The sequence below is a fragment of the Tessaracoccus bendigoensis DSM 12906 genome (assembly GCF_900141915.1).
GTDB classification, from domain to species: domain Bacteria; phylum Actinomycetota; class Actinomycetes; order Propionibacteriales; family Propionibacteriaceae; genus Arachnia; species Arachnia bendigoensis.
Genome location: NZ_FQZG01000037.1, coordinates 14814 through 39600 on the forward strand (window position 1 = coordinate 14814; position 24787 = coordinate 39600).

Below are 24787 nucleotides of genomic sequence, written 5' to 3' on the forward strand. Positions count from 1 at the left end.
GCTTTGCGGCGGGCGCGGCCTATGGATTTGGTTGCGGGCGCCCGTGCTGCGGACGCCCGCTTGGCCTCACCTCAGGCGAGGTCGATGATCTGACGCATCGCCCGACCCTCGGCGAGGGCGTCCATACCCTCGTTGATCTGGTCGAGTGTGATGTGGTCGGAGATGAGCTCCTCGATCGGCAGCTTCCCGTCCAGCCACATCTGCGCGTAGGTCGGGATGTCACGGGCCGGCACCGCCGACCCGAGGTAGCTGCCGATCAGGGTCCTGGCCTCCCCCGTCATCACGGCCGGGGAGATCGATGCCCTCGCGTCCGGATGTGGGAGCCCGACCGTGACGGTCTTGCCTCCGGGAGAGGTGACTTGGAAGGCAGTCTCCAGGGCCCGCGGGTGTCCGGCGGCCTCGATGACGACCGGGGCCCGGAAGCCCTTTTCGATGGCCTCGTCAGGTGTGAACACCTGGGAGGCCCCCAGGTCCAGGGCCCTCTGCAGCTTTGCGGGAACCGCGTCGATGCCGACGACCGGGCCGCGACCGAGCGCTACGGCGGTGATGAGCGCGGCCATGCCGACACCACCGAGCCCGACCACCGCGACGGTTTCCCCCTCGGCAGGGTCACCCGCGTTGAGGACGGCGCCGCCCCCGGTGAGCACCGCGCAGCCGAGCACGGCAGCCACATGTGGCGGCACGTCGGACGACACTGGCACGACGGAGCGCTCGTCGACGACCGCGTGGGTCGCGAACCCGGAGACGCCGAGGTGGTGAAGCACCGGTTCTCCGCCGCGATGGAGCCGGATGGAGCCCGACATGAGGGTGCCCGCGGTGTTCGCCAAGGTTCCGGGCTCACATGGCAGTCGACCATCGGTGAGGCAGCTCGGACACTTTCCACAGCGGGGCAGGAAGGCCATCACGACCCGCTGCCCGGGGACGATGGCGGTCTGCTCCCCCGCCTGCTCGACGATGCCTGCCGACTCATGGCCGAGCAGCATCGGGACCGGTCGCGGGCGCGCCCCGTTGACGACCGAGAGGTCGGAGTGGCAGATGCCTGCGGCCTCGATTCGGACGAGCAGCTCGGTCGGGCCGGGCGGATCGAGTTCCAGTTCGGTTACGGTGATGGGCTTGCTGGAGGAATACGGCGCCGGGCGCCCCGTCTCTTCGAGGACGGCTCCCCTGATCTTCATCTTTCTTCCTGGTGGTTCAGAGGTTGAGTGGGAGGCGGGGGTCGATGGCCTGGTCGGTCATCGTCTCCGGGATCCACGAGTGACATGGATCGTTGGTGACCATCCAGTCCCGGGTGCCGGGCCCAGCCATCACGTTCAGGTAGTACATGTGGTAGCCCGGGGCCGCAGCGGCCGGGCCATGCCAGCCGTGTGGGATGAACAGCGCATCGCCTGAACCGACCTCGGCCGTGATGTCGATCGGCCGTTCGGGATCTGTCGAGTAGACGCGGGCATAGCCGATGGGGCTCTTCTTCTCCGGTTCGGTGGCGGCCGTCTCGAAGTAGTAGATCTCCTCTAGCGAGTTCTCGGTCTCGGTGATCTCGTCGTGCTTGTGCGGCGGATACGAGGACCAGTTGCCAGCCGGCGTGATGACCTCACACACGATGAACTTGTCGGCGTCGAGGTTCGCGGCGGTGCCGAAGTTGTGTACCTCACGCGAGCAGCTGCCCGTGCCTCGGAGCTCGACGGCGATGTCCTCAGCCTTGACGAGACGGTTCGGCTTGCGGTTGGAGGCGGGGGCGGTCGCAACCGCGACCCTCCCCTCGGAGGTCGCCTCGATGGTGGCCTCCTGCCCCACCCCCAGGTAGCAGACGTCGGTCGGGCCAGCGAAGACACCCGACCTCCCGCGCAGCGGGTAGGTTTTACCGCCGGAGACGACGGTGAAGGCGCCCCAGAGCGGCACCACGATGCGTTCCTCATCGGCCGCAGGAAGCGTCACACTCCGTCCCTTCGCCAGGTTGGCGGCCTTGATTCCCGTGTGCGCCCAGCCGTCCAGGACGGTCTCTGAGCCTTCGGCCCCGACAGACAGAAACCAGTCGCCCTCCGCGGCCGAACCGGCAGGTTGGAACCAGTTGCTCATTTCTCGTTCCCTCCATTCAGCACCTCGACGACCTTGTCGGCCACCTGACGGGGGCCAAGCCCGTACTTCTCAAGCAGGTAGGGGGTCGGCGCCGACTCGGACCACTTGTCGGCCAGGCCGTGGCGCACGACGCGCACGCCGGGCAGCTCATCTGCGACGACCTCGGCGACCAGGCCACCGAGCCCCCCGATGATCGAGTGTTCCTCGACGGTGACGACCACCTTGGCGTCGGCGAGCTCGCTCACCAACCCGGCGACGTCGAGCGGCTTGAGCGAAGGGACGTGGACGACACGAGCCTCGATCCCCTCTCCAGCCAGCAGCTGCGCCGCCTCCAAGGTGCGGGAGGTCTGGACACCGGTGGAGACCAGCGTCACGTCCGCGCCATCACGGATGCGTACCACGGCCTCGGGCTTGAACTCGTAGCTCTCGTCGAAGACCGGCGCGACGGCGTCGCGGGCAACGCGGAGGTAGACGGGGCCGTCGTACTCGGCAATCCAGGCCATCATGGCGGCGAGCTCGAACTCATCGGCCGGCGCGAGGACGACCATGTTCGGCATTGCCCGCATCGTGGCAAGGTCTTCCAGGTCCTGGTGCGTCTTGCCCGCGGAGCCGTTGAGGAGACCCGAGTAGGCGGCGCAAACCCGGACGGGTGCGTGGGTCTGCGAGACCAGCACGCGGATCTGGTCGAGGGAACGGGAGGTCAGGAAGACACCGAAAGTGGAGAGCCACGGGCGGTACCCCAGCGTCGTCATCCCCATGGCCACCCCGACCATGTTCGCCTCAGCGATGCCCATCTCCAGGAACGATTCGGGCAGCTCATTTGCCATGTTGACGGCCTGCGTCGAGGTCGCCAGGTCGGCGTCGAGGACGACGACCCGGGAATCCTCCCTGGCCAGCTTCACGAGGGTTTCACCCCAGACTGCGCGCTGGGCCTTCATTTCGATGCTCCTTCGATGAGTTCGGCTCGGGCGGTCGCGAGCTGCTCGTCGGTCGCGATGCCGTTGTGCCACTTGAATGTGCCTGCGGTGAACGAGATGCCCGCGCCCTTGGTGGTGTGCGCCAGGATCGCCGTCGGCTTCCCGGAATCCCGCAAAGCGCGGTTCTGGTCGAAAGCGGTCAGGATCTCGTCGATGTCGTTGCCGTTGATACTGATCACGTTCCACCCGAAGCCACGCATGACGGCCTCGAGGTCGATGTGACCCATGGGTTCGCTACGGTCGAAGCGGTCGCTTTCGCCTTCCTGCCAGCCGTACTGCTGCAGACCGTTCAGGTCGAAGATGGCGGTCAGGTTGTCGAGCTTGTAGCGCGGTGCCATCTGCACCGCCTCCCAGACCTGCCCCTCCTGCGATTCGCCGTCGCCGATGATGACGAAGGTGTGAAAGTCCCGGGCCTGCTTCTTGGCTGCGATTGAGATGCCGATCCCGATCGACAGCCCCATGCCGAGCGAGCCGGTGGAGGCGTCGACACCGGGCGTCAGCCGCATGTCCGGATGGCCCTGGAGCCTCGACTCGGCGTGGTCGAAGGTGGCCAATTCCTCGACCGGGAAGTAGCCGCGCAGCGCCAGCACTGAGTAGAGCCCGATGGCCGAGTGCCCCTTGGAGAGGATGAACCGGTCGCGGTCCGCCTTGTGGGGGTCGGCCGGGTCGATGTTGAGCTCGGAGAAGTACAGGCTCACCAACAGGTCGGTGGCTGAAAGCGGCCCGCCGATGTGGCCTGCCTTGCTGGACGTCACGGTGGACAGGATGTGCCACCGCGCCTTGTTCGCCTGGGACCGGAGGTCGGCCACCTTGGCTTCTTTGTCACTGGTCATTTCAGTTCCTCGTCTTGTTCCTAACGTGATCGGGTTGCGTGCGCTCAGAGGTAGAGCTTCTGCTTCGAGCGTTCCTGGTCATAGACGACCCGGGCCTGCTCGGTGGACTCAACGGTCGAGATCTGTGCGACGGGAACCTCCCACCAGGCACCGGAGCCGCCGAAGCGCGCCTTCGCGTCGACCTGGACGTAGATGACCGCGGTCTCTTCGCCTGCCACCGCCTTACCCATCGCCTCGGTGAGCTGCGCCGCGGTGTCTGCGGTGTAGACGGTCGCCCCATAGCTGGCGGCGTTCGCCACGAAGTCGATCGGGAGGTAGTCGTCGCCGTACTGTCCGCCTTCGTCGCGGAACTTGAACCGGCAGCCGAATGCCTGCGAACCGACGCTCTCCGAGAGCGCACCGATCGACCCGTAGCCCTTGTTGTCCACGATCAGGACGATCTGCTTGAGCCCCTCCTGGATGGAGGTCAACAGTTCGCTGGAGAGCATGAGCCAAGTGCCGTCACCGATGAAGGTGATCACCTCGCGCTCCGGGTCGGCCAGTGCGGCACCGACTCCGGCCGCAACCTCATAGCCCATGCAGGAGTAGCCGTACTCGATGGCGTAGGAGTACGGGCCTCCGGGTCGCCAGATGCGGTGCAGTTCACCGGGCATGGAGCCGGCCGCGTTGATCACGACGTCGTTCTCCTTGGCGAACGAGTTCACGATGCCGAGCGCAGCCGACTGGCTGAGCGTGTCTCCGTCGCTGCCCGGGTCGATGATCCGGCCGATCTCCTCGCGCCAGGCCTGGGCCTCGGCGACGGCGTGATCGCGGTGGGCGACGGGGACCTGCCAGTCGGCGAGTCGCTCGCCCAATTCACGGATGGTCTCGCGGGCATCGCCGACCAGCCCGGTCGCGGCCTCCTTGTAGGCGTCGAATTCGGTGGTGTTGATGTTGACGAACTTGACGTTGGGGTTCTGGAACAGCGTGTTCGAGGCGGTCGTGAAATCGGTGTATCGGGTGCCGATACCGATGACGACGTCGGCCTGCTGGGCCAGACCGTTGGCGAACCGGGAGCCGCTGGAGCCGAGGGCGCCGGCGTTGAGCGGGTGGGCGTGGGAGAGGGACGCCTTGCCGGCCTGGGTCAGGCCGACCGGGATCCCGGTGGCCTCCACGAACCGCTGCAGCTCCTCGTTCGCGTCGGAGTAGATGACGCCGCCGCCGGCGATGATCACCGGACGGGTCGACTCCTTGAGGATGGCCGCCGCCTTGTCCAACTGGCTCAGGTCGGCCCGCTGCCGCGGCACGTTCCAGACGCGATCACGGAAGAGCGCGACCGGGAAGTCGTAGGCCTCTGCCTGGACATCCTGCGGGACCGCGATGGTCGCCGCACCGGTGTCGACGGGCGAGGTCAGCACCCGCATGGCCTCGAGCAGCGATTCGGCAAGCTGCTCGGGGCGATGGATCCGATCCCAGAACTTGGAGACGGCACGGAAGGAGTCGTTGGTGGAGAGATCGGGCGAGTGGGTGTGCTCGATCTGCTGCAGGACCGAGCCTGTGCGTCGCGTCGCGAAGTAGTCGGAGGGCAGGAGCAGCACGGGGAGCCGGTTTGAGGTTGCCACCCCGGCGCCGGTGATCATGTTCGCCGCCCCTGGCCCGATCGACGTGGTCACGGCCATGGCGCCAAGGCGGTTGCGGGCTTTTGCGTAACCGACGGCGGCGTGGACGAGGCCTTGCTCGTTGCGACCGAGGATGTAGGGGAACTCGTCGCGGTACTGGAGGAGCGCCTGCCCGATCCCCGCGACGTTGCCGTGTCCGAAGATGCCGAGGGCGCCCCCGAAGAACGGCTGCACGACACCGTCGCGCTCGACCTGCTGAACACGCAGGAACTGGACGATTGCCTGGCTCACTGTGAGGCGAACGGTTGCTGAACCCATCGGAATCCCTTTCGACATTGAAGGTTGGCCCTGGCGGGCCTGGCTTTGAGAGTGTCACCATCGACTGATCTCAGATTATCACTGGCTCGACATTCCGTCAACTATATGAGAGATGTTGGTTGGATTCGGCCGCCCGGACCGTTGACGCCGGACATCTCAGCGAGGTTGGCCCATCGTCTAGGCGCAGCCGCTCAGCCAAGGGGTCGGCATGCTCGGGGTTGACTAGGCGCTCTATAGCCGTTCTACGGGACCGACGCACTCTGGGTCTTTAGGTTGGCACCAGTGGCCATCGTGTGAGAATCTGCGCGTTGGGTTGGCTCTTGCGTCGGGGCTCGCCTCGTACGTTGAGCAGGATTCACCACTCATTGACCCGAATCCCGCATCGTCAGCAGACAATGCCCCAGACAGCCCAATGAACCCCGGATCCTGCTCAAACCCACCGACCCGGACGCGCAAATGGGGCGGGCCGCAACTGCGACCCGCCCCACTCGGCGTATCAGGATTTCAGGCGACGACGCCGCCATCGGGCGGCATCGTCGGCCTGTGAAGCTCAGCCCTTGAAACGCGGGAACGCCGAACGACCGGCGTAAACCGCCGCTTCGTCCAGGTCGTCCTCGATGCGCAGGAGCTGGTTGTACTTCGCGACGCGGTCGGTGCGGGCAGGCGCACCGGACTTGATCTGGCCACAGCCGAGCGCGACAGCCAGGTCGGCGATCGTGGTGTCCTCGGTCTCACCGGAGCGGTGCGACATCATGGTGCGGAAGCCGTTGCGGTGCGCGAGGTCGACGGCGTCGATGGTTTCGGTGAGCGAACCGATCTGGTTGACCTTCACCAGCAGCGCGTTGGCGGTGTCGGTGTCGATGCCCTTCTGGAGGCGGGTGACGTTGGTAACGAACAGGTCGTCGCCGACGATCTGGACCTTGTCGCCGAGGCGCTCGGTCATCAGCTTCCAGCCGTCCCAGTCCTCTTCGTTCAGCGGGTCTTCGATGGAGACCAGCGGGTAGAACTTCACGAGCTCCTCGTAGTAGGCCACCATCTCCTCGGAGGTCTTCTTCTCGCCCTCGAAGTTGTACTGGCCGTCCTCGAAGAACTCGGACGCCGCGACGTCCATCGCCAGCGCGACATCGGTGCCCGGCTTGTACCCGGCATCGGTAATCGCGGTGATGATCAGGTCGAGGGCCTCGCGGTTGCTGTCGAGGTTCGGTGCGAAACCGCCCTCATCGCCGAGGCCGGTGGAGAGCTGACGAGCCTTGAGTACCTTCTTCAGCTCGTGGTAGACCGAAGCCCCCATCTCGAGCGCCTCGGCGAACGACTCGGCGCCGATCGGGGCGATCATGAACTCCTGGACGTCGACGTTGGAGTCGGCGTGCGACCCACCGTTGAGGATGTTCATCATCGGGACGGGCAGGATGTGGGCGTTCGGGCCACCGACGTACTTGTACAGCGGCAGACCGGCCTCTTCAGCCGCGGCGTGCGCGACTGCCAGCGACACGCCGAGGATGGCGTTGGCGCCGAGCTTGGCCTTGTTGTCGGTGCCGTCGAGCTCGATCATGGCCTGGTCGACGAGACGCTGCTCGTCGGCCTCGAGGCCGAGGATCTCCTCGCCGATGATCTCTGTGACGTTCTTGACGGCAGTCAGGACGCCCTTGCCGCCGTAGGTGCCCTTGTCGCCATCGCGGAGTTCGACGGCCTCGAAGGCGCCGGTCGAGGCACCCGAGGGGACGGCGGCGCGACCGCTTGCGCCGGAGTCGAGCTCCACCTCGACCTCGACCGTCGGGTTGCCCCGCGAATCGAGGATCTGGCGAGCCTGGATGAATTCGATGGATGCCATTTAGCTCCCTTTCAAAGAGTCTTCTCTCAGCCCTCAGCCTACCGTCAGTCTGACGCAGTTTGGACTGCGGGGTCGCCTCCGACCTGTACAAAGTTTCGGGCGCGCCATGGCCCCGTCGGAGCGCACGACAGGGTGCTGGGCTGGCGTGGCGTTGAGCAATATCCCGGACTCGATGGGCGACACGCCGCAGGCGGGCGTCGATCCGGTAAACGAACCCGCAATAGTGCTCAAGGCTCACTCAGCCCCAGCGGACTCCTCGGCGCGGACGCGTGCCTCGAGGCCACGCAGCGCAAGACGGGCGGCGGCGTCGGCGTCGACCCCACTGGCCTGAGCGCGGGCGACCAGCGCGACCAGGGCGCTGCCGAACGAAACCTCGTCGATCGACTCCTCTGGTAGGTCGAGCGGCACCCGGTGCGACCGCGACCTGGAGATCACCTTCTGCAGGCGAGGCACGACGTTGAGTGACTCCGCGATGCCGTCCAACGCGGAGGTGCGGCCCTTCTCGACCCGCTTCCGCTCCTCCCACGACTGCCATATGTCGGTTGGCACGGCATCGTCGGCGAACACGTGAGGGTGACGGCGGACGAGCTTGTCGGAGATTCCGCGGGCGACGTCCTCGACATCGAACCGGCCGTCGTCTTCGGCGATCCGGGCATGAAAGTAGACCTGGAGGAGCAGGTCGCCGAGTTCCTCGCGGAGATCGTCGTCGGTGCCGGTCTCGACGGCGTCGACAACCTCAGCGGCTTCCTCGACGAGGTGGTTCAGCAGGGAGCGGTGCGTCTGCTTCGCGTCCCACGGGCAGCGGAGACGCAGCTCGGCCATGACCTGGCGCAGCCGCTCCAGCTCTGAGGTCACTGCAGGGTCGCCGCCGAGGAGATCGAGATGGAGCCCGACTCGGTGAACAGCGACGCCGACGCCGGATCCCAGCGGCCGAACCTCGGGTTCACCTCGACGTCGGAGGCCTCGAACACCGCGAGCGCGGTGGCCTGATCGAGCCCCTGCAACAGCGCCGACACCTTCACCGACTCCCTCAACAGCGGACGGCAGTCATCCTGGGCCTGCTGGACCTCGCTCGCGGAACCTTCCAGCGGGGTCAGCTGAGCCAACTGCTGGTCGACCTGCTCGTCGAGCAGGTCCTGGGTCAACCCACCGGCCTCGGCCAGATCCTCCAACACCTTCCCGAGCACGAGCGTCTGCACGACCCCGGCCTGCCGGATCTGGTCATCGGCGACGCCCATGGTGAAGGCACACCCGCTGGTGGCGGTTTGAAGTTGGCTTGCGGTGATCTCGCTGCCGTTGACCACGGCGACCTTGCTTGGCATGGGACTGCAGCCCGCGAGCAGTGCGACGGCAGCCGCAGCGGTGATGGCCGGGACAAGGCGCGTGAGTTTCATTTGGGTCCTCTCGAAGCTGGGTGCGCGAGCACCGGCCTCAGCCTACCGCAGCCCTATGCATACATCTGCGTCAGGAACGTCGTCGCCCAGGTTAGGTAGTCACCGTCCGGTTTCGGCACCAGAATCTGGTCCAGCGACGACTTGACGGTCGACCCCGGGTACAGACGTTGCAGCCGCACCTGCCTCGACTCGGGCAGCGACATCGGTGAGACCCTCACGACCCTGCCCTGCGGGACGATCTCCTGGATATCGTGCGCCCGTGCCAGGTTCCGCAACCGGGCGACCCCGAGGAGCGCCTCGACCGGGGCGGGCAGGTCGCCGTAGCGGTCGACCAGTTCGGCGCGCACCGCCTCGACGTTCTCCTCGGTGCGGATCTCCGCGATCTGCTTGTACATCTCCAGGCGCAGCCGCTCGGAGGCGATGTAGTCCTCCGGCAGGTGCGCGTCGACCGGTATCTCGACCCTCATCGTCGGCTCGGTTTCGGTGTCGTCGCCGCGGTAGTTGGCGACGGCCTCACCGACCATGCGCAGGTACATGTCGAACCCGACACCCTCGATGTGACCAGACTGGTCCTCACCCAGGAGGTTGCCGGCGCCGCGCAGTTCCAGGTCGCGCATGGCGATCGCCATGCCCGAACCCAGGTCGGTGTTGGCCGCCATCGTCGCCAGGCGTTCGTGCGACGCCTCCGTCAACGGCTTGTCCGGCGGGTAGAGGAAGTAGGCGTAGCCGCGCTCCCGCGACCGGCCGACGCGGCCGCGCAACTGGTGCAGCTGGGAAAGACCTAGCATGTCGGCCCGATCGATGATGAGCGTGTTGGCCGTCTGGATGTTGAGGCCCGCCTCGACGATCGTGGTGCAGACCAGCACGTCGGCGCGGCGCTCACCGAAGTCGAGCATCACCTGCTCGAGACGCTTCTCACTCATCTGCCCGTGCGCCGTCACAATGCGCGCCTCTGGCACCAGCTCGCGCAAGGTCGCCGCAGTCTTCTCGATGGTGCCGACCCGGTTGTGGAGGAAGAACACCTGCCCTTCACGTGCCAGCTCGCGGCGGATCGCGGCCCTCACCTGCGCCTGGTCGTACGGCCCGGCGAACGTGAGGACGGGGTGGCGCTCCTCCGGCGGGGTGGCGATGACGCTCATCTCGCGGATGCCGGTGATCGCGATCTCGAGGGTGCGCGGGATGGGGGTCGCCGACATGGACAGCACGTCGACGTTTACCCGCATCGATTTGAGCTGTTCCTTGTGGTCCACGCCGAAGCGCTGCTCCTCGTCGATGATGACGAGGCCGAGGTCCTTGTACTGCAACTCTTTGCTCAGCAGCCGGTGGGTGCCGATCACGACGTCGACCTTGCCGGTGGCCAGCCCATCGACCACCCTCTTCGCCTCGGAATCGCTCTGGAAGCGCGACAGCTGTGCCAGGTGGACGGGAAAGCCCGCGAACCGCGACGCGAACGTCTGGTAGTGCTGGGTGACGAGCAGCGTCGTTGGCACCAGGACAGCGACCTGTTTGCCGTCCTGCACCGCCTTGAACGCGGCGCGCACCGCGATCTCGGTCTTGCCGTAGCCGACGTCGCCGCAGATGAGTCGGTCCATCGGGACGAGGTTCTCCATGTCGGCCTTCACCTCGGTGATGGCCGAGAGCTGGTCGGGGGTTTCGACGAAGCTGAAGGCGTCCTCGAGTTCCCGCTGCCACGGGGTGTCGGGCGCGAAAGCGTGCCCCTTGGTCGCCTGGCGGGCCGCGTACAGCTTGATCAGCTCGGCGGAGATCTCACGGACGGCCTTGCGGGCCTTGGCCTTACGTTTAGTCCAGTCGGCCCCGCCCATCTTGTCCAGCGTCGGCGACTCCGATCCGACGTAGCGGCTGAGCTGGTCGAGCTGGTCCATGGGGACGAACAGCCGGTCGCCCGGTTGGCCACGCTTGCTCGGCGCGTATTCGATGACGAGGTAATCGCGGGTCGCGCCCTGCACCACGCGTTGGACGAGTTCGACGAACCGCCCGACCCCGTGCTGCTCGTGTACGACCGGGTCGCCTGACCTGAGCTCGAGCGGCTGGATCGTCGCCTTGCGACGGGCTGGCAGTTTTCGTTCTGCCCGGTCGAGGCTCTGCTGCCCCGTCAGCTCGGCGGCGGTGATGACCTCGACGCGGGCCTCATCCGCCCGCCAGCCCTGGCGCAGCGAGGAAACCACGATCGAGATGTGGCCGGTCGCGGGGGGCTCGTTCAGGTCGTCGAACCCGGCGCTCAGGCCGACCTCTGCGAGGAGTTCGATCAGCCGCTGCGCCAGGCCGCGCCCCTCAACGACGAGGATCACGTGCCAGCCGTCGGCGACCCGACCGGCGATGTGGTTGGCGGCGGCACCCGTGTCACCGCGGAAGGACGTCGTCGGGTTGACCTCGAGGAGCCTGCTATGGACGGAGTCGGCGTCGAAGCTGACCTCCTCACGCTCGCTATCGCCCTCGCCGGAGGCGAACGGTGAGAGCGACCACCAGCGCAGCCCCCGTCCGAGGGCGTGCTGACGTACGTCGGCGAGGCGCCAGTAGGCGGAGGCGCCCAGGTCGATCGGTGAAGTACCGCCTCCGGCCGCGGCGGCCCAGCTGGCCTCCAGGAACTCCTGGCTGGTCTGGGCGAGTTCGGCGGCGCGGGTCCTGATCAGTTCGGGCGACGCGGCCAGCACGAGCGCGCCCTTCGGGAGGACGTCGACGAGCAGCTCGAGCCCGTCGACGAGGGCCGGGGTGAGCGCCTCCATGCCCTCGACGGCCTGCCCTTCGGCGATCCTGGCGAGCATGTCGCTGAGCTCGGGATGCTCGGCGGCGAGCCTCCCGGCGCGGGCCCGCACCTCAGGTGTCAGGAGCAGTTCCCGGCACGGCGGGCACACGATGGAGGTGGCCGCCTGCCCCGTGGAGCGCTGGTCGGCCACCGTGAAATAGCGGATCTCATCCACCTCGTCGCCGAAGAAATCCACCCTGACCGGGTGCTCCTCCGTCGGAGGGAAGATGTCGACGATGCCGCCACGGACGGCGAACTCGCCGCGCCGCTCGACCATGTCGACGCGGTTGTACGCGGCGTCGGCCAGGTCGGTGAGAAGCCGGCCGAGCTCATAGGTGTCGCCGACCCTGATCTGGACCGGGGCCATGTCGGAGAGGCCCCTGACCTGCGGTTGCAGCACCGACCGGATGGGGGCGACGACGACCTGCGGCCGCGGCAGGTCATCCTTCCCGGCAAGTCGGCGAAGGACGGCGAGTCTGCGGCCGACCGTGTCGGCGCGCGGCGAGAGTCGCTCATGCGGGAGCGTCTCCCAGGCCGGGTAGTAGGCGACTCGCTCTTCGCCCAGCAGCCCGCCCAGTTCCGCCGCGTACTGTTCTGCCTCGCGGTAGGTGGAGGTGACCAGCAGGACGGTGCTGGTGGCCGCCTCCGAGATCGCGGCGCTCAGCAGTGGGAAGAACGAGGCGACCGCCGTGACGTCCAGCGTGGTGATGCCCGGTCTGCGCGCGTCGGCGAGGGTCGCGGCGAACCCTCGGTCTGCCTCCAGGAGCGAGAGGAGTCCTGGGTACTTCACGATTCCGTCCTTCCGTGCTGTGGCTGGTCTGGCGATGAGCACTATTCCGGGTTCGATCACCAAATCCGGTTGTTTTAACGTTCACATTGAAAACGAACCCCGGATAGTACTCAAGGTTCACTCAACCACGCACCATGCTCAGCCGTTGAAGCGGTTCTGGGTGACGGTGAGGCCGTCTTGGACGAGCGATTCGACGGCGTCCGCCGCGACTGCCGCGTCGACCCGCAGCTCGTCGAGCTGGGCGGGCTTGAGCTTGCTCAACACGTAGTCGGCGGCCTGCTGCCTGCCCGGGGGGCGCCCGATTCCCACCCGGACCCGGAAGAAGTCGCCGGTTCCCAGATGGGCGCGGATCGACTTCAGGCCGTTGTGACCGTTGTCTCCCCCACCGACTTTGACGCGGAGCCTGCCTGCGTCAAGGTCCAACTCGTCGTGGATGACGATGACGTGGTCGGCGGGGATCTTGTGGAACGAAGCGACCGCCTTTACCGCGGCGCCTGAGTCGTTCATGAAGGTCGTCGGCTTGGCCAGGATCAGTTTGACGGGTGCCGGGCCGTGCAGGGTGACACCTGCCACCTCCGCCCGCTGACGCGAGCTGAGGGAGAAGGAGGAGCCGTGACGGTCCGCGAGGTCCGCCACGGCCCAGAACCCGACGTTGTGCCGGGTGAACTCATAAGTCGGGCCCGGGTTACCGAGCCCGACCACGAGATAGGAAGAGTTGCTCACTCGCCCGCTTCGTCGCCCTCAGCCGCCGCTTCGCCCTCAGCCGGCTCTTCTGCGGTCGGGATCGCGACGACGGACGCGACGAGGGTGTCGGCGTCGATGTTGGCCTCCACACCCTCGGGCAGCGCGATGTCGGACACGAGGATCTGCGCGCCGATCTCGAGGCCCGCGACGGAGATCTCGAACTCGTTCGGGATGTCGGTGGCGGGGGCCAGCACCGGCAGCGCGGTGAGGTCGTGGTTGATCATCCCGCCAGAGATCGCGTCACCCACGAGAACGAGCGCGACATCGACGGCAACCTTCTCGCCTGCCTTCACCAGGAGCAGGTCGATGTGCTCGATGACCGGGGTGATCGGGTCGCGCTGGATCTGCTTCGGCAGCGCGAGCACCGACTCCTTGGCACCGTCGACGGTGATCTCGAGGAGCACGTTGGCGGTGCGCAGAGCAAGGAAGGCCTCCTGCGCGGGCAGCGCCAGGTGGACGGGATCGGTGCCGTGACCGTAGAGGACGGCGGGGGTCTGGCCGGCGCGACGGAGACGACGGGCGGCACCCTTGCCGAACTCGGTTCGGGTGGTGGCGGTCAGGTTGGCATCTGCCATGGGAAACTCCTCAAGCTTGCGGTTCGGAACGGGTCTGAGCGGGCACCGAGCGAGGAAAGAGCTAGTCGATCACGGGTCAGATGACCCCTCGCCAGGCAACTAGCAAATGATACACCGCCGTTTCCACCGCGCACGAATCCGTCTGGATGCCCTCCCACATCGCACCACAGCGGCACGCCCGGTTTGGGCCGGACTATCAGTGGTGTTACCCGGGCGCAAGTAGAGTCGAAGGTGACCCCAACCCGATAGGAGATGGAGATGTCCAACAACCCGATCGTGCCCCCGGTTGGCCCGAGAGATCCCGACGATGTGGTGCCCGAGATGGCGATGCGTGAGGTCGACGGCGAAGACAAGCTCGACCCGGAGGCCAGCGACGACCTCATCAGCAGTGCCGAAGCCGACCGCCTGGCAGCTGAGGGCAACCAAGGCTGATCCCCCATCCCAACGAGGCCCGACCCGTCACTCGACGGCGAGGGTCTCCGTCGGTGTGGCGCCCGCCGCCCGACGACCAGGCAACACCGATGCGAGCACGGCCGCAGCCAGACACGCGAGGACCAGACCCGCCGTGTACCAGCCGTCCAGCGCGAAGACCGTGGCCACCTCGATCGGCATCATGCCGAGCACCGAAGAGACGCCCAACCAGCCGAAGAACGACCCGCACGCGAGCCCTATCACGGTGCCGACGGCAACCAGAGCGACCGCCTCGATCAGCAGCATCAGCCGCAGCCCGGAGCGCTGCATGCCAAGCGCCCTCAGCAACGCCGACTCGCGCTGCCTCTCGATCACCGAAAGACTCAGGGTGTTCGCGACCCCGACCAGTGCGATCAGCACCGCCACGCCGAGCAGCGCCGTCATGACGATCAGGACCACGTCGACGATCTGGGTGAACAGCGAAGCCATCATGGCGCCACCGTCGGTCACCTCGGCGCCCGGTTCGGCCTCGACCGCCCTGACCACCCGGTTCAGCGCGGTCACATCGGTCCGGTCTGTGAGCTTGACCCACAACGAGAGCGGCTCCGCTTCGCCGGCGAGTTGCGCGAAGGTGCCCGGTGAGACGATCGCCTCGTAGTAGGACACTTCGTCTGAGGGCTTGGCTACGAGGGTCAACGGACCGTCGACCCCCTGCAACTCGATGGTCGCACCGCCCCCGAGGGCAGAGCCATACGATGCGACGATCACCTCACCGTCGGCAGGCACCCGCGTGGCCTTCGGCTCGATGCCGAGCGCCTCATAGGCCTCCCGGGGTGAGAGCACCACGGCCGGGCGCTCGACCGTGTCGCCTGACGACCCGACGCGTTTGCCCTGCACCTCGACGGAGGTGGCCACGCCCGGCGTCTGGTCGATCTTCGCCTGGAACCCGGCGGGGACCCCGTCGGCGAACTGGATGGCCAGGTCGGTCGGATACGACTCGTTGATGGATTCCATCGCCGACGACCTTGAGGTGGCCAGCGCGACCTGCAACGTGACGATCAGGCCGACGGCCAGCATTAGCGCGGTCGCGGTCGAGGCGGCCCGCTGAGGGTTACGTGCCGAGTTGGTCAACGCGAGCCGTGTCGTCGGCCCGGCCCACCCGAACAGGCGCCCGGCGCGGCGCAGCAGTGGAGCGATGTACAGCGGCGCACCCCCGAGCACGCCGATGGTCAGGAAGATCCCTGCCGGGATGGCGTACCAGATGGCGTTGGCACCGTCGGTGCGGCTGAGTACCACCAGCACCGCCCCCGCCAGCATGGCCACCCCGCACACGACGATGCGGGTGATCGACGCCGCACGCCCCTGTGCAGCGGTGGGCACCGTCTGCAGCGCTTCCAACGGTTTCCCTCTGGCCGCCTGCAGCGACGGCACGACGGCGGCCACGAACGTGGCGATCACGCCCGCGAGCCAAGCCAGCGACAGTTCGGCGGGAGACAGCACGAGCCCGAAGAAGTTGGATTCGGTGACGAATCCGCCCAGCCATCCAACCAGCGTCCCGAGCCCCAGCCCTGCCAGAGACCCGACTGCGCCGAGCAGCAGCGCCTCGACCATCAGACGGCCCATCACCTGCCCGGGCGAAGCGCCGACGGCGCGCAGCAGCCCGGTCTGACGGCGTCGCTGGGCGGCCAGGATGGTGAAGGTGTTGGCGATGGTGATGGCCCCGACCAGCAGCGCCACCGCCGCGAAGGCCTGCAGGAGGTACTTGAGGAAGTCGAAGCCGTCGCTGATGTCCAGCAGCGCCGCAGCCCTGGCCTGATCCCCGGTCTCGACCGTCATCCCGGGCCCGAACGGGCTCAACTGCTCCTCGACGGCCACCCGCGCCGCCTCGGCGGAGGCACCGGGCTGGAGCAGGACACCGAGGGACGAGACATAGCGCGCCTCCGGCGGGAACATCGTGTACCCCGTGGTCGCGAAGAGGGCCCTCGGGTCGTCGGTGATGCCCACCAACGTCAGCTCGGTGCCGCTGCCCTCGCCGGTCAAGATGTCGCCGACCGCGGCGTGCAGGTCTGCGGCCGCCGCGCGGGAGAGTCCGACCTCACTCGGGTTCTCAGGCAAGCGACCTTCAACGACCTGCGCCCAGCGTTGCCACGGCTCCGGGACGTCGTAGAGCGAGACCTGCGCGGTGCGCTCGCCATTGCTCAGATACGAGAATTGGGCCACGGCCACGGGCGCGACCTGCTCGACTCCGGCAACGGAGGCGACCCTTGCCTGAACCTCGCCGGGGGGCGAGTCGCCAACCGTGATGACGAGATCGGCCGTCGACAGCGGCAACGCCGAGGACCGCTGCATGGCGTACTGCTGCGAGTTGATGAACACCGAGATGGCGGAGATGAACCCGACGCTGATCGCGATGGCCAGGAGGGTCGCGACGTAGCGTCCAGGGTGGAGCCTCAGCTCACTGAGAGCGTGCCGCCACATCAGAGAACCACTGCGTTGACAAGCGCGAACACCGATTCTGCCGTCGGGTCTGGGATGTCGTCGACGAGGCGGCCGTCGAGCAGCATCAGGGCCCGGTCGGCGTAGGCGGCTGCGGCCGGGTCGTGGGTGACCATGATGATGGTCTGCCCGTGCTCCCGCGCCTGCCGCTGCAGGTAGCCGAGCAGCGCTGCGCCGGTGCGTTGGTCAAGCGCCCCTGTCGGTTCGTCGGCGAAGACCACCTCGGGGTTTCCGATCAGGGCCCTGGCCACCGCTACCCGCTGCTGCTGGCCGCCCGAGAGCTGGCTTGGACGGTGCCTGAGCCGGTCGCTCAGCCCGAGAGACGCCGTCAGTTGTCCGAGAAGAGCCTTCTCGACCTTCCTGCCCGCCAACTCAAGCGGCAGCGTGATGTTCTGCTCCGCCGTCAGGGTCGGCAGCAGGTTGAACGACTGGAAGACAAACCCGATGCGGTCGCGGCGCACCCGGGTGACCGCCCGCTCCGGCAACCGTGCGATGTTGTCGCCACCCACGAACACGTCTCCGGAGGTGGGGCGGTCCAGGCCCGCCATGCAGTGCATCAGCGTCGACTTGCCCGATCCCGAGGGACCCATGATCGCGGTGAAGCTGCCCCGCTCGATCGCGACGCTGACGTCGTCGACGGCCACGACGGGTTGCTCACCCAGGCCGAAGACCTTGGTGAGGTTCTGCGCCGCACAGGCGGGTTGCGTCGAGCTCATGGTGGACCTTCCTCGGGGTGACGTGTCGACGCTATCGCAGCCCACGGACAGATCGGATCGGCTCATCGTCACGGGACGGAGGCCCGGTTGGGACCAGAGTCCGACTGGAACTGGTCCGAAGTGTTACCCAACAGCGTTTAGGATCGGTGCCTATGCAGCGCCGGACGATCGCCCTACTGGGCCCAGCCTTCGTCGCCGCCCTCGCATATGTCGACCCGGGCAACGTTGCGGCCAACCTCAGCGCGGGTGCTGAATACGGTTATCTGCTGGTCTGGGCGCTCGTCCTAGCCTGCCTCATGGCGATGCTCGTGCAGTACCTCTCAGCGAAGCTGGGGGTCGTGTCGGGACGCTCGTTGAGCGAACTGATCCGCGAAGACCTGAACGGGCGGAAGCACCGGAAACTGTGGCGGGTCGGCTATGCCGCGCAGGCCGTCGCGGTTGCGGTCGCGACCGACCTGGCCGAGGTCGTCGGCGGTGCGATCGCGCTGAATCTATTGTTCGGGCTGCCGATGTGGTTGGGGGCGATCATCGTCGGGGGGATCGCGATCGCCTCCCTGAACTGGATGAGGCAGCGGGGGGAGCACTTCTTCGAGGTCCTTATGGCCGCGGTGCTCGCGGTGATCGCGATCGGGTTCCTCGCCACCCTCTTCTGGCTTCCACCCGACCCTGCGGCAACGCTGAACGGGCTGCTCCCCCGCTTCGCGGACGCAGGTTCGGTACAACTGGCAGCGGCCATGCTGGGCGCAACGGTGATGCCGCACGCCATCTATCTGCATTCGGCGCTGGCGAAGGATCGCCATGCCACCTCCGGCGAGACCGTCAACCGCCTGCTGAAGGTGCAGCGGATCGACGTGGCGGTGGCTTTGACGATCGCGGCGGCGGTCAACGTGTCGATGCTGCTGTTCGCGGCGTCAGGGCTGCGAGGGTCGTCCATCGACTCGATCGAGGGGGCATACAAGGAGATCGGTCAACTTGTCGGGGCACTGCCCGCGACGGTGTTCGCCGTCGGTCTGCTCGTCTCCGGGATCGGCTCGGCCATCGTCGGCACCGATGCGGGGGCAGGGATGGTGCATGATTTCGTTTCGCCGAGGATCACGGCGACCGTCCGCCGTCTCGTGACGCTGGTGCCCGCCGTCGGCGTGCTGGTCGCAGGGCTGCACGCGACGCAGGCGCTGGTTCAGTCGCAGCTGGTGTTGAGCTTCGGGATCGCATTCGCCCTTGTGCCGTTGGCGATGCTCACGTCGAGCCGTCGGGTGATGGGTGTTCATCGGAGCCCACCTTGGTTGGCGGCCCTGGCCTGGATGGTCGTCGGCGCGGTCGTCGCGCTGAACGTGGCGGTCCTGGTCACCGCCTGAAATGGGCGCTCGGCGAGGGTGCGGGTTTGAGCAGGATTTGCTAGTCAAAGACGCGGCAGCGGCATCGTCAGCAGACAACACGTCGTTCGGCTCAATGAACAGCGGATCCTGCTCAAATCCCTCCTACGACGCCGCCAAGGCCCGACCAGCAGATCGAGCCCGCGAGACCGGGATCGGCAACAGGATTTGAGCAGGATCCACCAGTCAAACAGGCTGATCCAGCATCGTCAGCAGACAACGCGACCTTCCGCTCGATGAGTAGCGGATCCTGCTCATTCCCGGGAGCCCACGCAGCCCCGACGGCGACCCAGTAGCTCAGGCCTGCCCGCCGAACAGCGACGTGACCGAACCGTCGAGGAAGACCGCGTTGATCGCCTTGGCGATCAACGGCGCGATCGACAGCACCGTCAAGTTCTTGATCGGTTCGGTGGTACGGATCGGCAACGTGTTGGTGACGATGACCTCTTCCATGCAAGAACCGTTGAGCCGGACGGCCGCCGGCCCGGAGAACACCGGGTGGGTGGCGGCCGCGATGACCCGCTTCGCGCCACGCTCCCGCAGCGCCTCGGCGGCCTGCGCGATCGTGCCTGCGGTGTCGATCATGTCGTCGACCAGGAGACAGGTCTGGCCTTCCACGTCACCGACGACCTCGTGTACCGCGACGGTGTTGGCCTTGTTGACGTCGCGCCGCTTGTGGATGATCGCGAGCGGGCAGCCGAGCCGGTCGGTCCACATGTCGGCCAGGCGCACCCGGCCCGCATCGGGCGAGACGATGCACATCTCTGACGCGTCGTACTTGGCGGCCACATAGTCGGCCAGCACCGGAAGCCCCCAGAGGTGGTCGACGGGGCCGTCGAAGAAGCCCTGGATCTGCGAGGCGTGCAGGTCGACGGACATGATCCGGTCGGCACCCGCCGCCCGGTACAGGTCGGCGACCAGGCGCGCCGAGATGGGTTCGCGTCCCAGGTGCTTCTTGTCCTGGCGCGCATACGGGTAGAAGGGGGCCACCACCGTGATCCGCTTGGCTGAGGCGCGCTTCAGCGCGTCCACCATGATCAGCTGCTCCATGATCCACTCGTTCACGGGCGCGGTGTGGGACTGGATCACGAAAGCGTCGCAGCCACGCACCGACTCCTCGAACCGGACGTAGATCTCGGAGTTCGCATAGGTGAGTGCCCTGGTCGGCACGAGCGGCTGTTCCATGAGCGCAGACACTTCCTGCGCGAGTTCAGGAAAGGCGCGCCCGCTGAAAAGCATCAGGTGCTTGTCGTTCTTGGCGATCTGAGTCATCTGGTCAGGCCTTCTTCTCTCGTGACTCGAGCACTGCTGGGTGGATCGCCCCACTCGATTCGGCCGCCGCAGCCGCCTGCTTCGATTCGGGACGACGATCGTTTACCCATCCTTCGACGTTGCGCTGCCTGCCGCGCGCCACCCCGAGCGCGCCGGCGGGGACGTCGTCGGTTACGGCAGAACCGGCGGCGACCAGCGCGCCGTCGCCGATGTCGACCGGCGCGACGAGGACGGAGTTGGACCCCACGAATGCGTTCTTTCCAACGTGGGAGGTGGATTTGTAGATGCCGTCGTAGTTGGCGAAAATCGTGCCGGCGCCGATGTTGGCCCCGTCGTCGACCACCGCGTCACCGCAGTAGGCCAGGTGAGGCACCTTCGCGCCGTCGCCGATCTGCGCATTCTTGGTCTCGACGAAGGCGCCGATCTTCCCGGAAGTTCCAAGTATCGTGCCGGGGCGAAGGTAGGAGAACGGCCCGACGTTGGCGTTGTCGCCGATGACGGCGAAGGATCCGTGCGTACGGATCACCTCGGCACCCTCCCCCACCTCGACGTTCATCAGGCTGGTGTCAGGGCCGATGACAGCACCGCTACGGACAGTCGTTGCACCCTGCAGGATCACGCCGGGAAGGAGCGTCACGTCGGGCGCAAGGTCGACGTCGACGTCGATCCACACGCTCGGCGGGTCGATCATGGTCACGCCCTGCAACATCCAGGAGTCGCGGATCCGACGGTTCATCTCCGCGTTCATCCGTGCGAGTTGGATGCGGTCGTTTACGCCCTCGGTCTGCCACACGTCATCGATGCGGTGGGCTCCGACCCGCCCCGAACGCTGCGCGGCGAAGTGGACGACGTCGGTGAGGTACTGCTCGCCCTGCGAGTTGTCTGTGGTCAGCGACGCGAGGCCCGCCCGCAGCGTCGCGGCGTCGAAGACGTAGATGCCCGAGTTGATCTCGTTGATCTGGAGTTGCGCCTCGGTTGCGTCCTTGTGTTCGACGATCCCGGTGACGTTGCCGCCGTCGCGGACGATGCGGCCGTAGCCGGTCGGGTCGTCGACGACGGCGGTGAGCACCGTGACCGCATTCAGGTTGCCACGGTGGGTGGCGACGAGGTCGCGCAGCGTGTCGCCGGTGAGCATCGGGACGTCGGCGTAGGTGACCACCACCTCGCCGTCGAGGTCGCCGAGCGCCGCAAGCCCGCAGGCGACGGCGTGCCCGGTGCCGAGTTGCTGTTCCTGAACGGCGGTGCTGACAGCCTCAGACAGCTTTTCGAGGTGCTCCTCAACCTGTTCGCGCTGGTGACCGACGACGACCACGAGGTGACCGGGGTCGAGGGCGGCCGCGGCGGAGACCGCGAAGCTGAGCATCGATTTGCCCGCGATCTCGTGCAGCAGTTTGGACTTGGTGGACTTCATGCGGGTCCCGCCTCCAGCGGCGAGAACCACGACGGCGGCGACTGGCGCGTCGGTGGACAACGGCTTCTCCTTCTCAGGCCAACAGTCGATCCGGACGGGTACCCCGCCTCCGGAAGGAGGTCGACGGCCCACGCTCAGAGTCGCTTCGCATCATACGTGGTTCGGCGCATCCCTGCCGAGTCGGCGTCGGTCGCACCGCATGCCACCGTCAATCGGCCCCTCCATCATGCCTCGGTGCTTGTCGGGGCGCGATCTCGGCCATCACGAAGTAGTGGTCAGAAGACGCGCCGCCCGACCAGTCGTCGATGAGCTTGAGCCGGGTCACGACCGCCCCGCGGGTGAGGATGTAGTCCAGCCAGGAGTCGCCGACCGGGTCGTCTCCGACGTATGGGTTCGACGCCGCGAAACTGGAACGGCTGCGCGACAACTGCAGCCATGGGTTGGTGAGCCCGCCGAGTTCCAGGAGCCGTGCCACCGGCGGCGAGTCCGGGGTCGCGTTGAGGTCTCCGCAGACGACCAGCGCCTCGTCCGGGTCGGCGACGCCCAACTCGTGGACAAGGGCGCCAACGAACTGGGCCTGGGAGAAGCGCAGCGTCGTGCTTGAGGGATGGTAGGCGAGGTGGGTGTTGAGGATGCCGAGCCGACGGTCCCCCCAGGGGATGCGCACGTATTGGACTGCCCTTGTCGGCTCGAACTCCGGCTCACCGTCGGGCAGATGGTACGTCCGCACTTCCTCGGCCGCTGCCCTCGTGGCGATGGCGAGACCCTCCGCGCCACCGCTCCACGACGCGGCGACGCTGTAGTGGATCCGGTAGTTGGCCAACGCCGGTACGAGGTCGAGTTGTAGCCCAGATATGGACCCGGGCAACGGTCGGACCTCCTGCATCGCCACCACGTCTGGTCTGTAGGAGTCGATGATGTCGGAGAACTGCCGCATCCTCGGCTGAAGCGGCGCGTTCAGATTCCACAGGTTCGCTGACATCACCGTCAGCGGTTTCGGTTCGGCCACGGTCTGGTCCTTTATCGCTCTGAGTCCGCACCAATCTAGTCGCGTTCAGGCCTGGGACGGGGCTGGGTGTGCACAGATCTCTGTATGCGTCGAGGCGGACCTGTATAGCGCCTGCCTCCACGGATGGAGAGATTTGTGCACGGCCCTGTTGTGATGAGACCATCCGCAACTGCGATTCCTGCGGCGCCGGCCGGCTCCTTGAGCTGCGACAGGGGCGCGAAACCTGGGCCGACGCTGCCGAACCAGGGCCCGTGAATCCGAGTCCGCGAAACCTGGGCCGACGAATCCGAAGCCGCGCGTACCCAGGGCTGCGAAAATCGACCAGTGGTCACTTCTGATCCGTCTTGCCAGGAAAACCGGCCAATGCCCAAAGGCTGACGTCGCACCCCACGCCCCGACGGCAGGGCACTGGCCGATACTCGACCCCAGACACCCCAAAATCGACCTGTGGCCGATCCTCGTGACCAGACAGGGCAAAATCGGCCACTACCCAGACGCCGACGCCGCATCCCACGCCCGGACGGCAGGGCACTGGCCGATACTCGACCCCAGACACCCCAAAATCGACCAGTGGCCGATCCTCGTGACCAGACAAGCCAAAACCGGCCACTACCCAGACGCCGACACCGCACCCACGCCCCGACGGCAGGGCACTGGCCGATACTCGACCCCAGACGGAGCAGAATCGACCAGTGGCCGATTTTCGTCGCTCCGAAGCGCCGGTGGCACAAGCCCGGGCGGGCCCGGGCGAGGCCGGGCCGGGCCGGACCAGGCCAGGCCATGCCGGTGTCCTGTTGTGGCGAGATCATCCGCAACCTCGATTCCTGCGGCGCCGGTCGGCTCCTTCAGCTGCGACAGTGCCGTGATCGATCCCCGTCCCACTCCGGGCCCGACGTGAGGTCGGCAACCAGCTTGACGGTCGACCGAGGCCTCGTCCTGACCGGGAGGAGACAGCCGACCTCACCGTCGTGCTGCGTGCGCAACCTGCATCGCCAAGCCCGGGCCCCACCGGCCGGGCGTTCCGCCTTACCAATGGCTATTCTGGCTCCCCGGGCAGGAGTCGAACCTGCTGCGCTAATCCTGATTCAAAGTCAGGCGGGCCCTACCGAAAGACCAACCGGGGAACGACCCTCGCGGGCCGAAGCCTGAGTCTATCGTCAGGTGGGGCGACTCGACCAACCCGACCGGTTGTCCACAGACAAGAACCAAATCGGTGTTTGGGGCACCGACCGGCGGATAGTGGATACAACCAGCCTTTAGGGAGGAGATGCCATGGACAAGGTGCGCTGCTTCGGCACCGGTGATGCGCTGTACGAGGCCTACCACGACGAGGAGTGGGGCCGCCCCGTCGTAGACGACGCCGACGAGCGGGCCCTGCTCGAGAGGATCTGCCTGGAAGGGGCCCAATCGGGGCTCAGCTGGATCCTCGTGCTGCGCAAACGCGAAGGGTATCGCAAGGCCTTCCACGGGTTCGACCCGGTCAAGGTCGCGGCGATGACGGACGACGACGTGGAGGCCCTGATGCAGGATGCGGGCATCGTGCGCAACCGGCGCAAGATCGTCTCGACGATCGGCAACGCAAAGGCGCTGCTCGCCATGCATGAGGCCGGTGAACGACTCGCCGACGTGATCGCGGAGCACACGCCCGAGCCGCGGGGGCATGCACCGCTGACGTTCGCCGACGTCCCGAGCCAGACTGCCGAGTCGCGCGCGCTGAGCAACGAGTTGAAGAAGCGCGGGTTCCGGTTCGTCGGCCCCACGACGATGTACGCGACCTTACAGGCGGTGGGCGCGGTCGACGACCACATCCAGGGCTGCTGGTTGGCCAGGGCGGGCTAGGCAGGGCTAGGCAGGGGCTAGGCAGGGCTAGGCACAATACCGTTCAGTTAAGGTCGCAGCGGTGTAGTTTGGTGGTATGCCGCGTGTTGGATGGAAGAAGCCAGAGACCGAGCGTCGCCTCTCTGACCTGGTCTCGGTCGGGGTGCTGACGCGGGTGTTCCCGCCCGAGCTGGTCGATGAGGTGATTGCCGATGTTGGCCGGACCGAGCAGCGGCATCGTTCGTTGCCGGCTCGGGTGATGGCCTACTTCGCGATCGGGATGGCGCTGTACTCCGAGGGCTCGCACGAAGACGTGCTGGCGCAGTTGACCGACGGGCTCTCGTGGGCCTCGGGATGGAGCGAGACATACGTGCCGCCGAGCAA

The 24787-nt window shown here is 66.9% G+C and carries 20 protein-coding genes and 1 tRNA gene; 4 read left to right on the forward strand and 17 right to left on the reverse strand.

Annotated elements, in window-relative coordinates:
• Positions 1 to 71: 71 nt before the first annotated feature.
• The 11 genes from BUC15_RS10810 to BUC15_RS10860 all read right to left on the reverse strand — a co-directional run bounded on the left by BUC15_RS10810 (position 72) and on the right by BUC15_RS10860 (position 13897).
• Positions 72 to 1175 (reverse strand): alcohol dehydrogenase catalytic domain-containing protein, encoded by a 1104-nt coding sequence (locus BUC15_RS10810; protein ID WP_073188104.1) that lies wholly within the window; start codon positions 1173 to 1175, stop codon positions 72 to 74.
• A gap of 16 nt (positions 1176 to 1191) precedes the next feature.
• On the reverse strand, positions 1192 to 2073 hold the full coding sequence (iolB, locus tag BUC15_RS10815) for a 5-deoxy-glucuronate isomerase (RefSeq protein WP_073188107.1): 882 nt from the start codon (positions 2071 to 2073) through the stop codon (positions 1192 to 1194).
• On the reverse strand, positions 2070 to 3011 hold the full coding sequence (locus tag BUC15_RS10820) for a transketolase family protein (protein ID WP_073188109.1): 942 nt from the start codon (positions 3009 to 3011) through the stop codon (positions 2070 to 2072). The genes iolB and BUC15_RS10820 overlap by 4 nt, the downstream gene beginning before the upstream one ends.
• Positions 3008 to 3883, reverse strand: coding sequence for a transketolase (locus BUC15_RS10825; protein ID WP_073188111.1), 876 nt, complete (start codon positions 3881 to 3883; stop codon positions 3008 to 3010). Before BUC15_RS10825 ends, BUC15_RS10820 begins: the two co-directional genes overlap by 4 nt.
• Positions 3884 to 3927: 44 nt before the next feature.
• Complete coding sequence (gene iolD / locus BUC15_RS10830; protein WP_425443358.1) at positions 3928 to 5805, reverse strand: 3D-(3,5/4)-trihydroxycyclohexane-1,2-dione acylhydrolase (decyclizing); 1878 nt, start codon at positions 5803 to 5805, stop codon at positions 3928 to 3930.
• A gap of 544 nt (positions 5806 to 6349) precedes the next feature.
• Complete coding sequence (gene eno, locus BUC15_RS10835) at positions 6350 to 7630, reverse strand: phosphopyruvate hydratase (protein ID WP_073188115.1); 1281 nt, start codon at positions 7628 to 7630, stop codon at positions 6350 to 6352.
• Positions 7631 to 7864: 234 nt separating this feature from the next.
• Positions 7865 to 8452: a nucleoside triphosphate pyrophosphohydrolase gene (locus BUC15_RS10840; RefSeq protein WP_073188141.1), complete on the reverse strand. Its 588-nt coding sequence runs from the start codon at positions 8450 to 8452 to the stop codon at positions 7865 to 7867.
• 29 nt (positions 8453 to 8481) lie between these two features.
• Positions 8482 to 9024 carry a SurA N-terminal domain-containing protein gene (locus BUC15_RS10845; protein WP_073188118.1) on the reverse strand — a complete coding sequence of 181 codons (543 nt, stop codon included), beginning with the start codon at positions 9022 to 9024 and terminating at the stop codon, positions 8482 to 8484.
• A gap of 53 nt (positions 9025 to 9077) precedes the next feature.
• Entirely contained in the window at positions 9078 to 12614 is a 3537-nt protein-coding gene (gene mfd, locus BUC15_RS10850) for a transcription-repair coupling factor (protein WP_425443359.1), read from the reverse strand.
• Between the two features lie 102 nt (positions 12615 to 12716).
• On the reverse strand, positions 12717 to 13301 hold the full coding sequence (pth, locus tag BUC15_RS10855) for an aminoacyl-tRNA hydrolase (protein WP_073188123.1): 585 nt from the start codon (positions 13299 to 13301) through the stop codon (positions 12717 to 12719).
• Complete coding sequence (locus BUC15_RS10860) at positions 13298 to 13897, reverse strand: 50S ribosomal protein L25/general stress protein Ctc (protein WP_073188125.1); 600 nt, start codon at positions 13895 to 13897, stop codon at positions 13298 to 13300. Before BUC15_RS10860 ends, pth begins: the two co-directional genes overlap by 4 nt.
• A gap of 258 nt (positions 13898 to 14155) precedes the next feature.
• Between BUC15_RS10860 and BUC15_RS19935 the strand changes: the two genes are divergently transcribed.
• Entirely contained in the window at positions 14156 to 14329 is a 174-nt protein-coding gene (locus BUC15_RS19935; protein ID WP_175558303.1) for a hypothetical protein, read from the forward strand.
• A gap of 27 nt (positions 14330 to 14356) precedes the next feature.
• Here the strand turns inward: BUC15_RS19935 and BUC15_RS10865 are convergent, their stop codons facing one another.
• Both BUC15_RS10865 and BUC15_RS10870 read right to left on the reverse strand, forming a co-directional pair.
• Positions 14357 to 16786, reverse strand: a complete 2430-nt coding sequence (locus tag BUC15_RS10865) for an ABC transporter permease (RefSeq protein ID WP_073188128.1) — start codon at positions 16784 to 16786, stop codon at positions 14357 to 14359.
• Positions 16786 to 17520: an ABC transporter ATP-binding protein gene (locus tag BUC15_RS10870; RefSeq protein WP_073188131.1), complete on the reverse strand. Its 735-nt coding sequence runs from the start codon at positions 17518 to 17520 to the stop codon at positions 16786 to 16788. Before BUC15_RS10870 ends, BUC15_RS10865 begins: the two co-directional genes overlap by 1 nt.
• A 176-nt stretch (positions 17521 to 17696) precedes the next feature.
• On the opposite strand from BUC15_RS10870, the gene BUC15_RS10875 reads away from it, so the two are divergent.
• Positions 17697 to 18875, forward strand: coding sequence for an Nramp family divalent metal transporter (locus BUC15_RS10875; RefSeq protein ID WP_217652209.1), 1179 nt, complete (start codon positions 17697 to 17699; stop codon positions 18873 to 18875).
• 315 nt (positions 18876 to 19190) lie between these two features.
• Here the strand turns inward: BUC15_RS10875 and BUC15_RS10880 are convergent, their stop codons facing one another.
• The 4 genes from BUC15_RS10880 to BUC15_RS10895 form a co-directional block, all read right to left on the reverse strand.
• Positions 19191 to 20165, reverse strand: coding sequence for a ribose-phosphate diphosphokinase (locus BUC15_RS10880; RefSeq protein ID WP_073188135.1), 975 nt, complete (start codon positions 20163 to 20165; stop codon positions 19191 to 19193).
• 4 nt (positions 20166 to 20169) lie between these two features.
• Complete coding sequence (gene glmU / locus BUC15_RS10885) at positions 20170 to 21636, reverse strand: bifunctional UDP-N-acetylglucosamine diphosphorylase/glucosamine-1-phosphate N-acetyltransferase GlmU (RefSeq protein ID WP_281249279.1); 1467 nt, start codon at positions 21634 to 21636, stop codon at positions 20170 to 20172.
• A 148-nt stretch (positions 21637 to 21784) separates the two neighbouring features.
• Positions 21785 to 22585, reverse strand: coding sequence for an endonuclease/exonuclease/phosphatase family protein (locus BUC15_RS10890; protein ID WP_073188137.1), 801 nt, complete (start codon positions 22583 to 22585; stop codon positions 21785 to 21787).
• A 1042-nt stretch (positions 22586 to 23627) separates the two neighbouring features.
• Positions 23628 to 23709 (reverse strand) — tRNA-Gln (locus BUC15_RS10895).
• A gap of 148 nt (positions 23710 to 23857) precedes the next feature.
• Here BUC15_RS10895 and BUC15_RS10900 point away from each other — a divergent pair.
• Positions 23858 to 24424, forward strand: a complete 567-nt coding sequence (locus BUC15_RS10900) for a DNA-3-methyladenine glycosylase I (protein ID WP_073188139.1) — start codon at positions 23858 to 23860, stop codon at positions 24422 to 24424.
• 76 nt (positions 24425 to 24500) lie between these two features.
• A partial coding sequence (locus BUC15_RS10905) for a transposase domain-containing protein (RefSeq protein ID WP_175558305.1) occupies positions 24501 to 24787 on the forward strand: 287 nt, incomplete at its 3' end.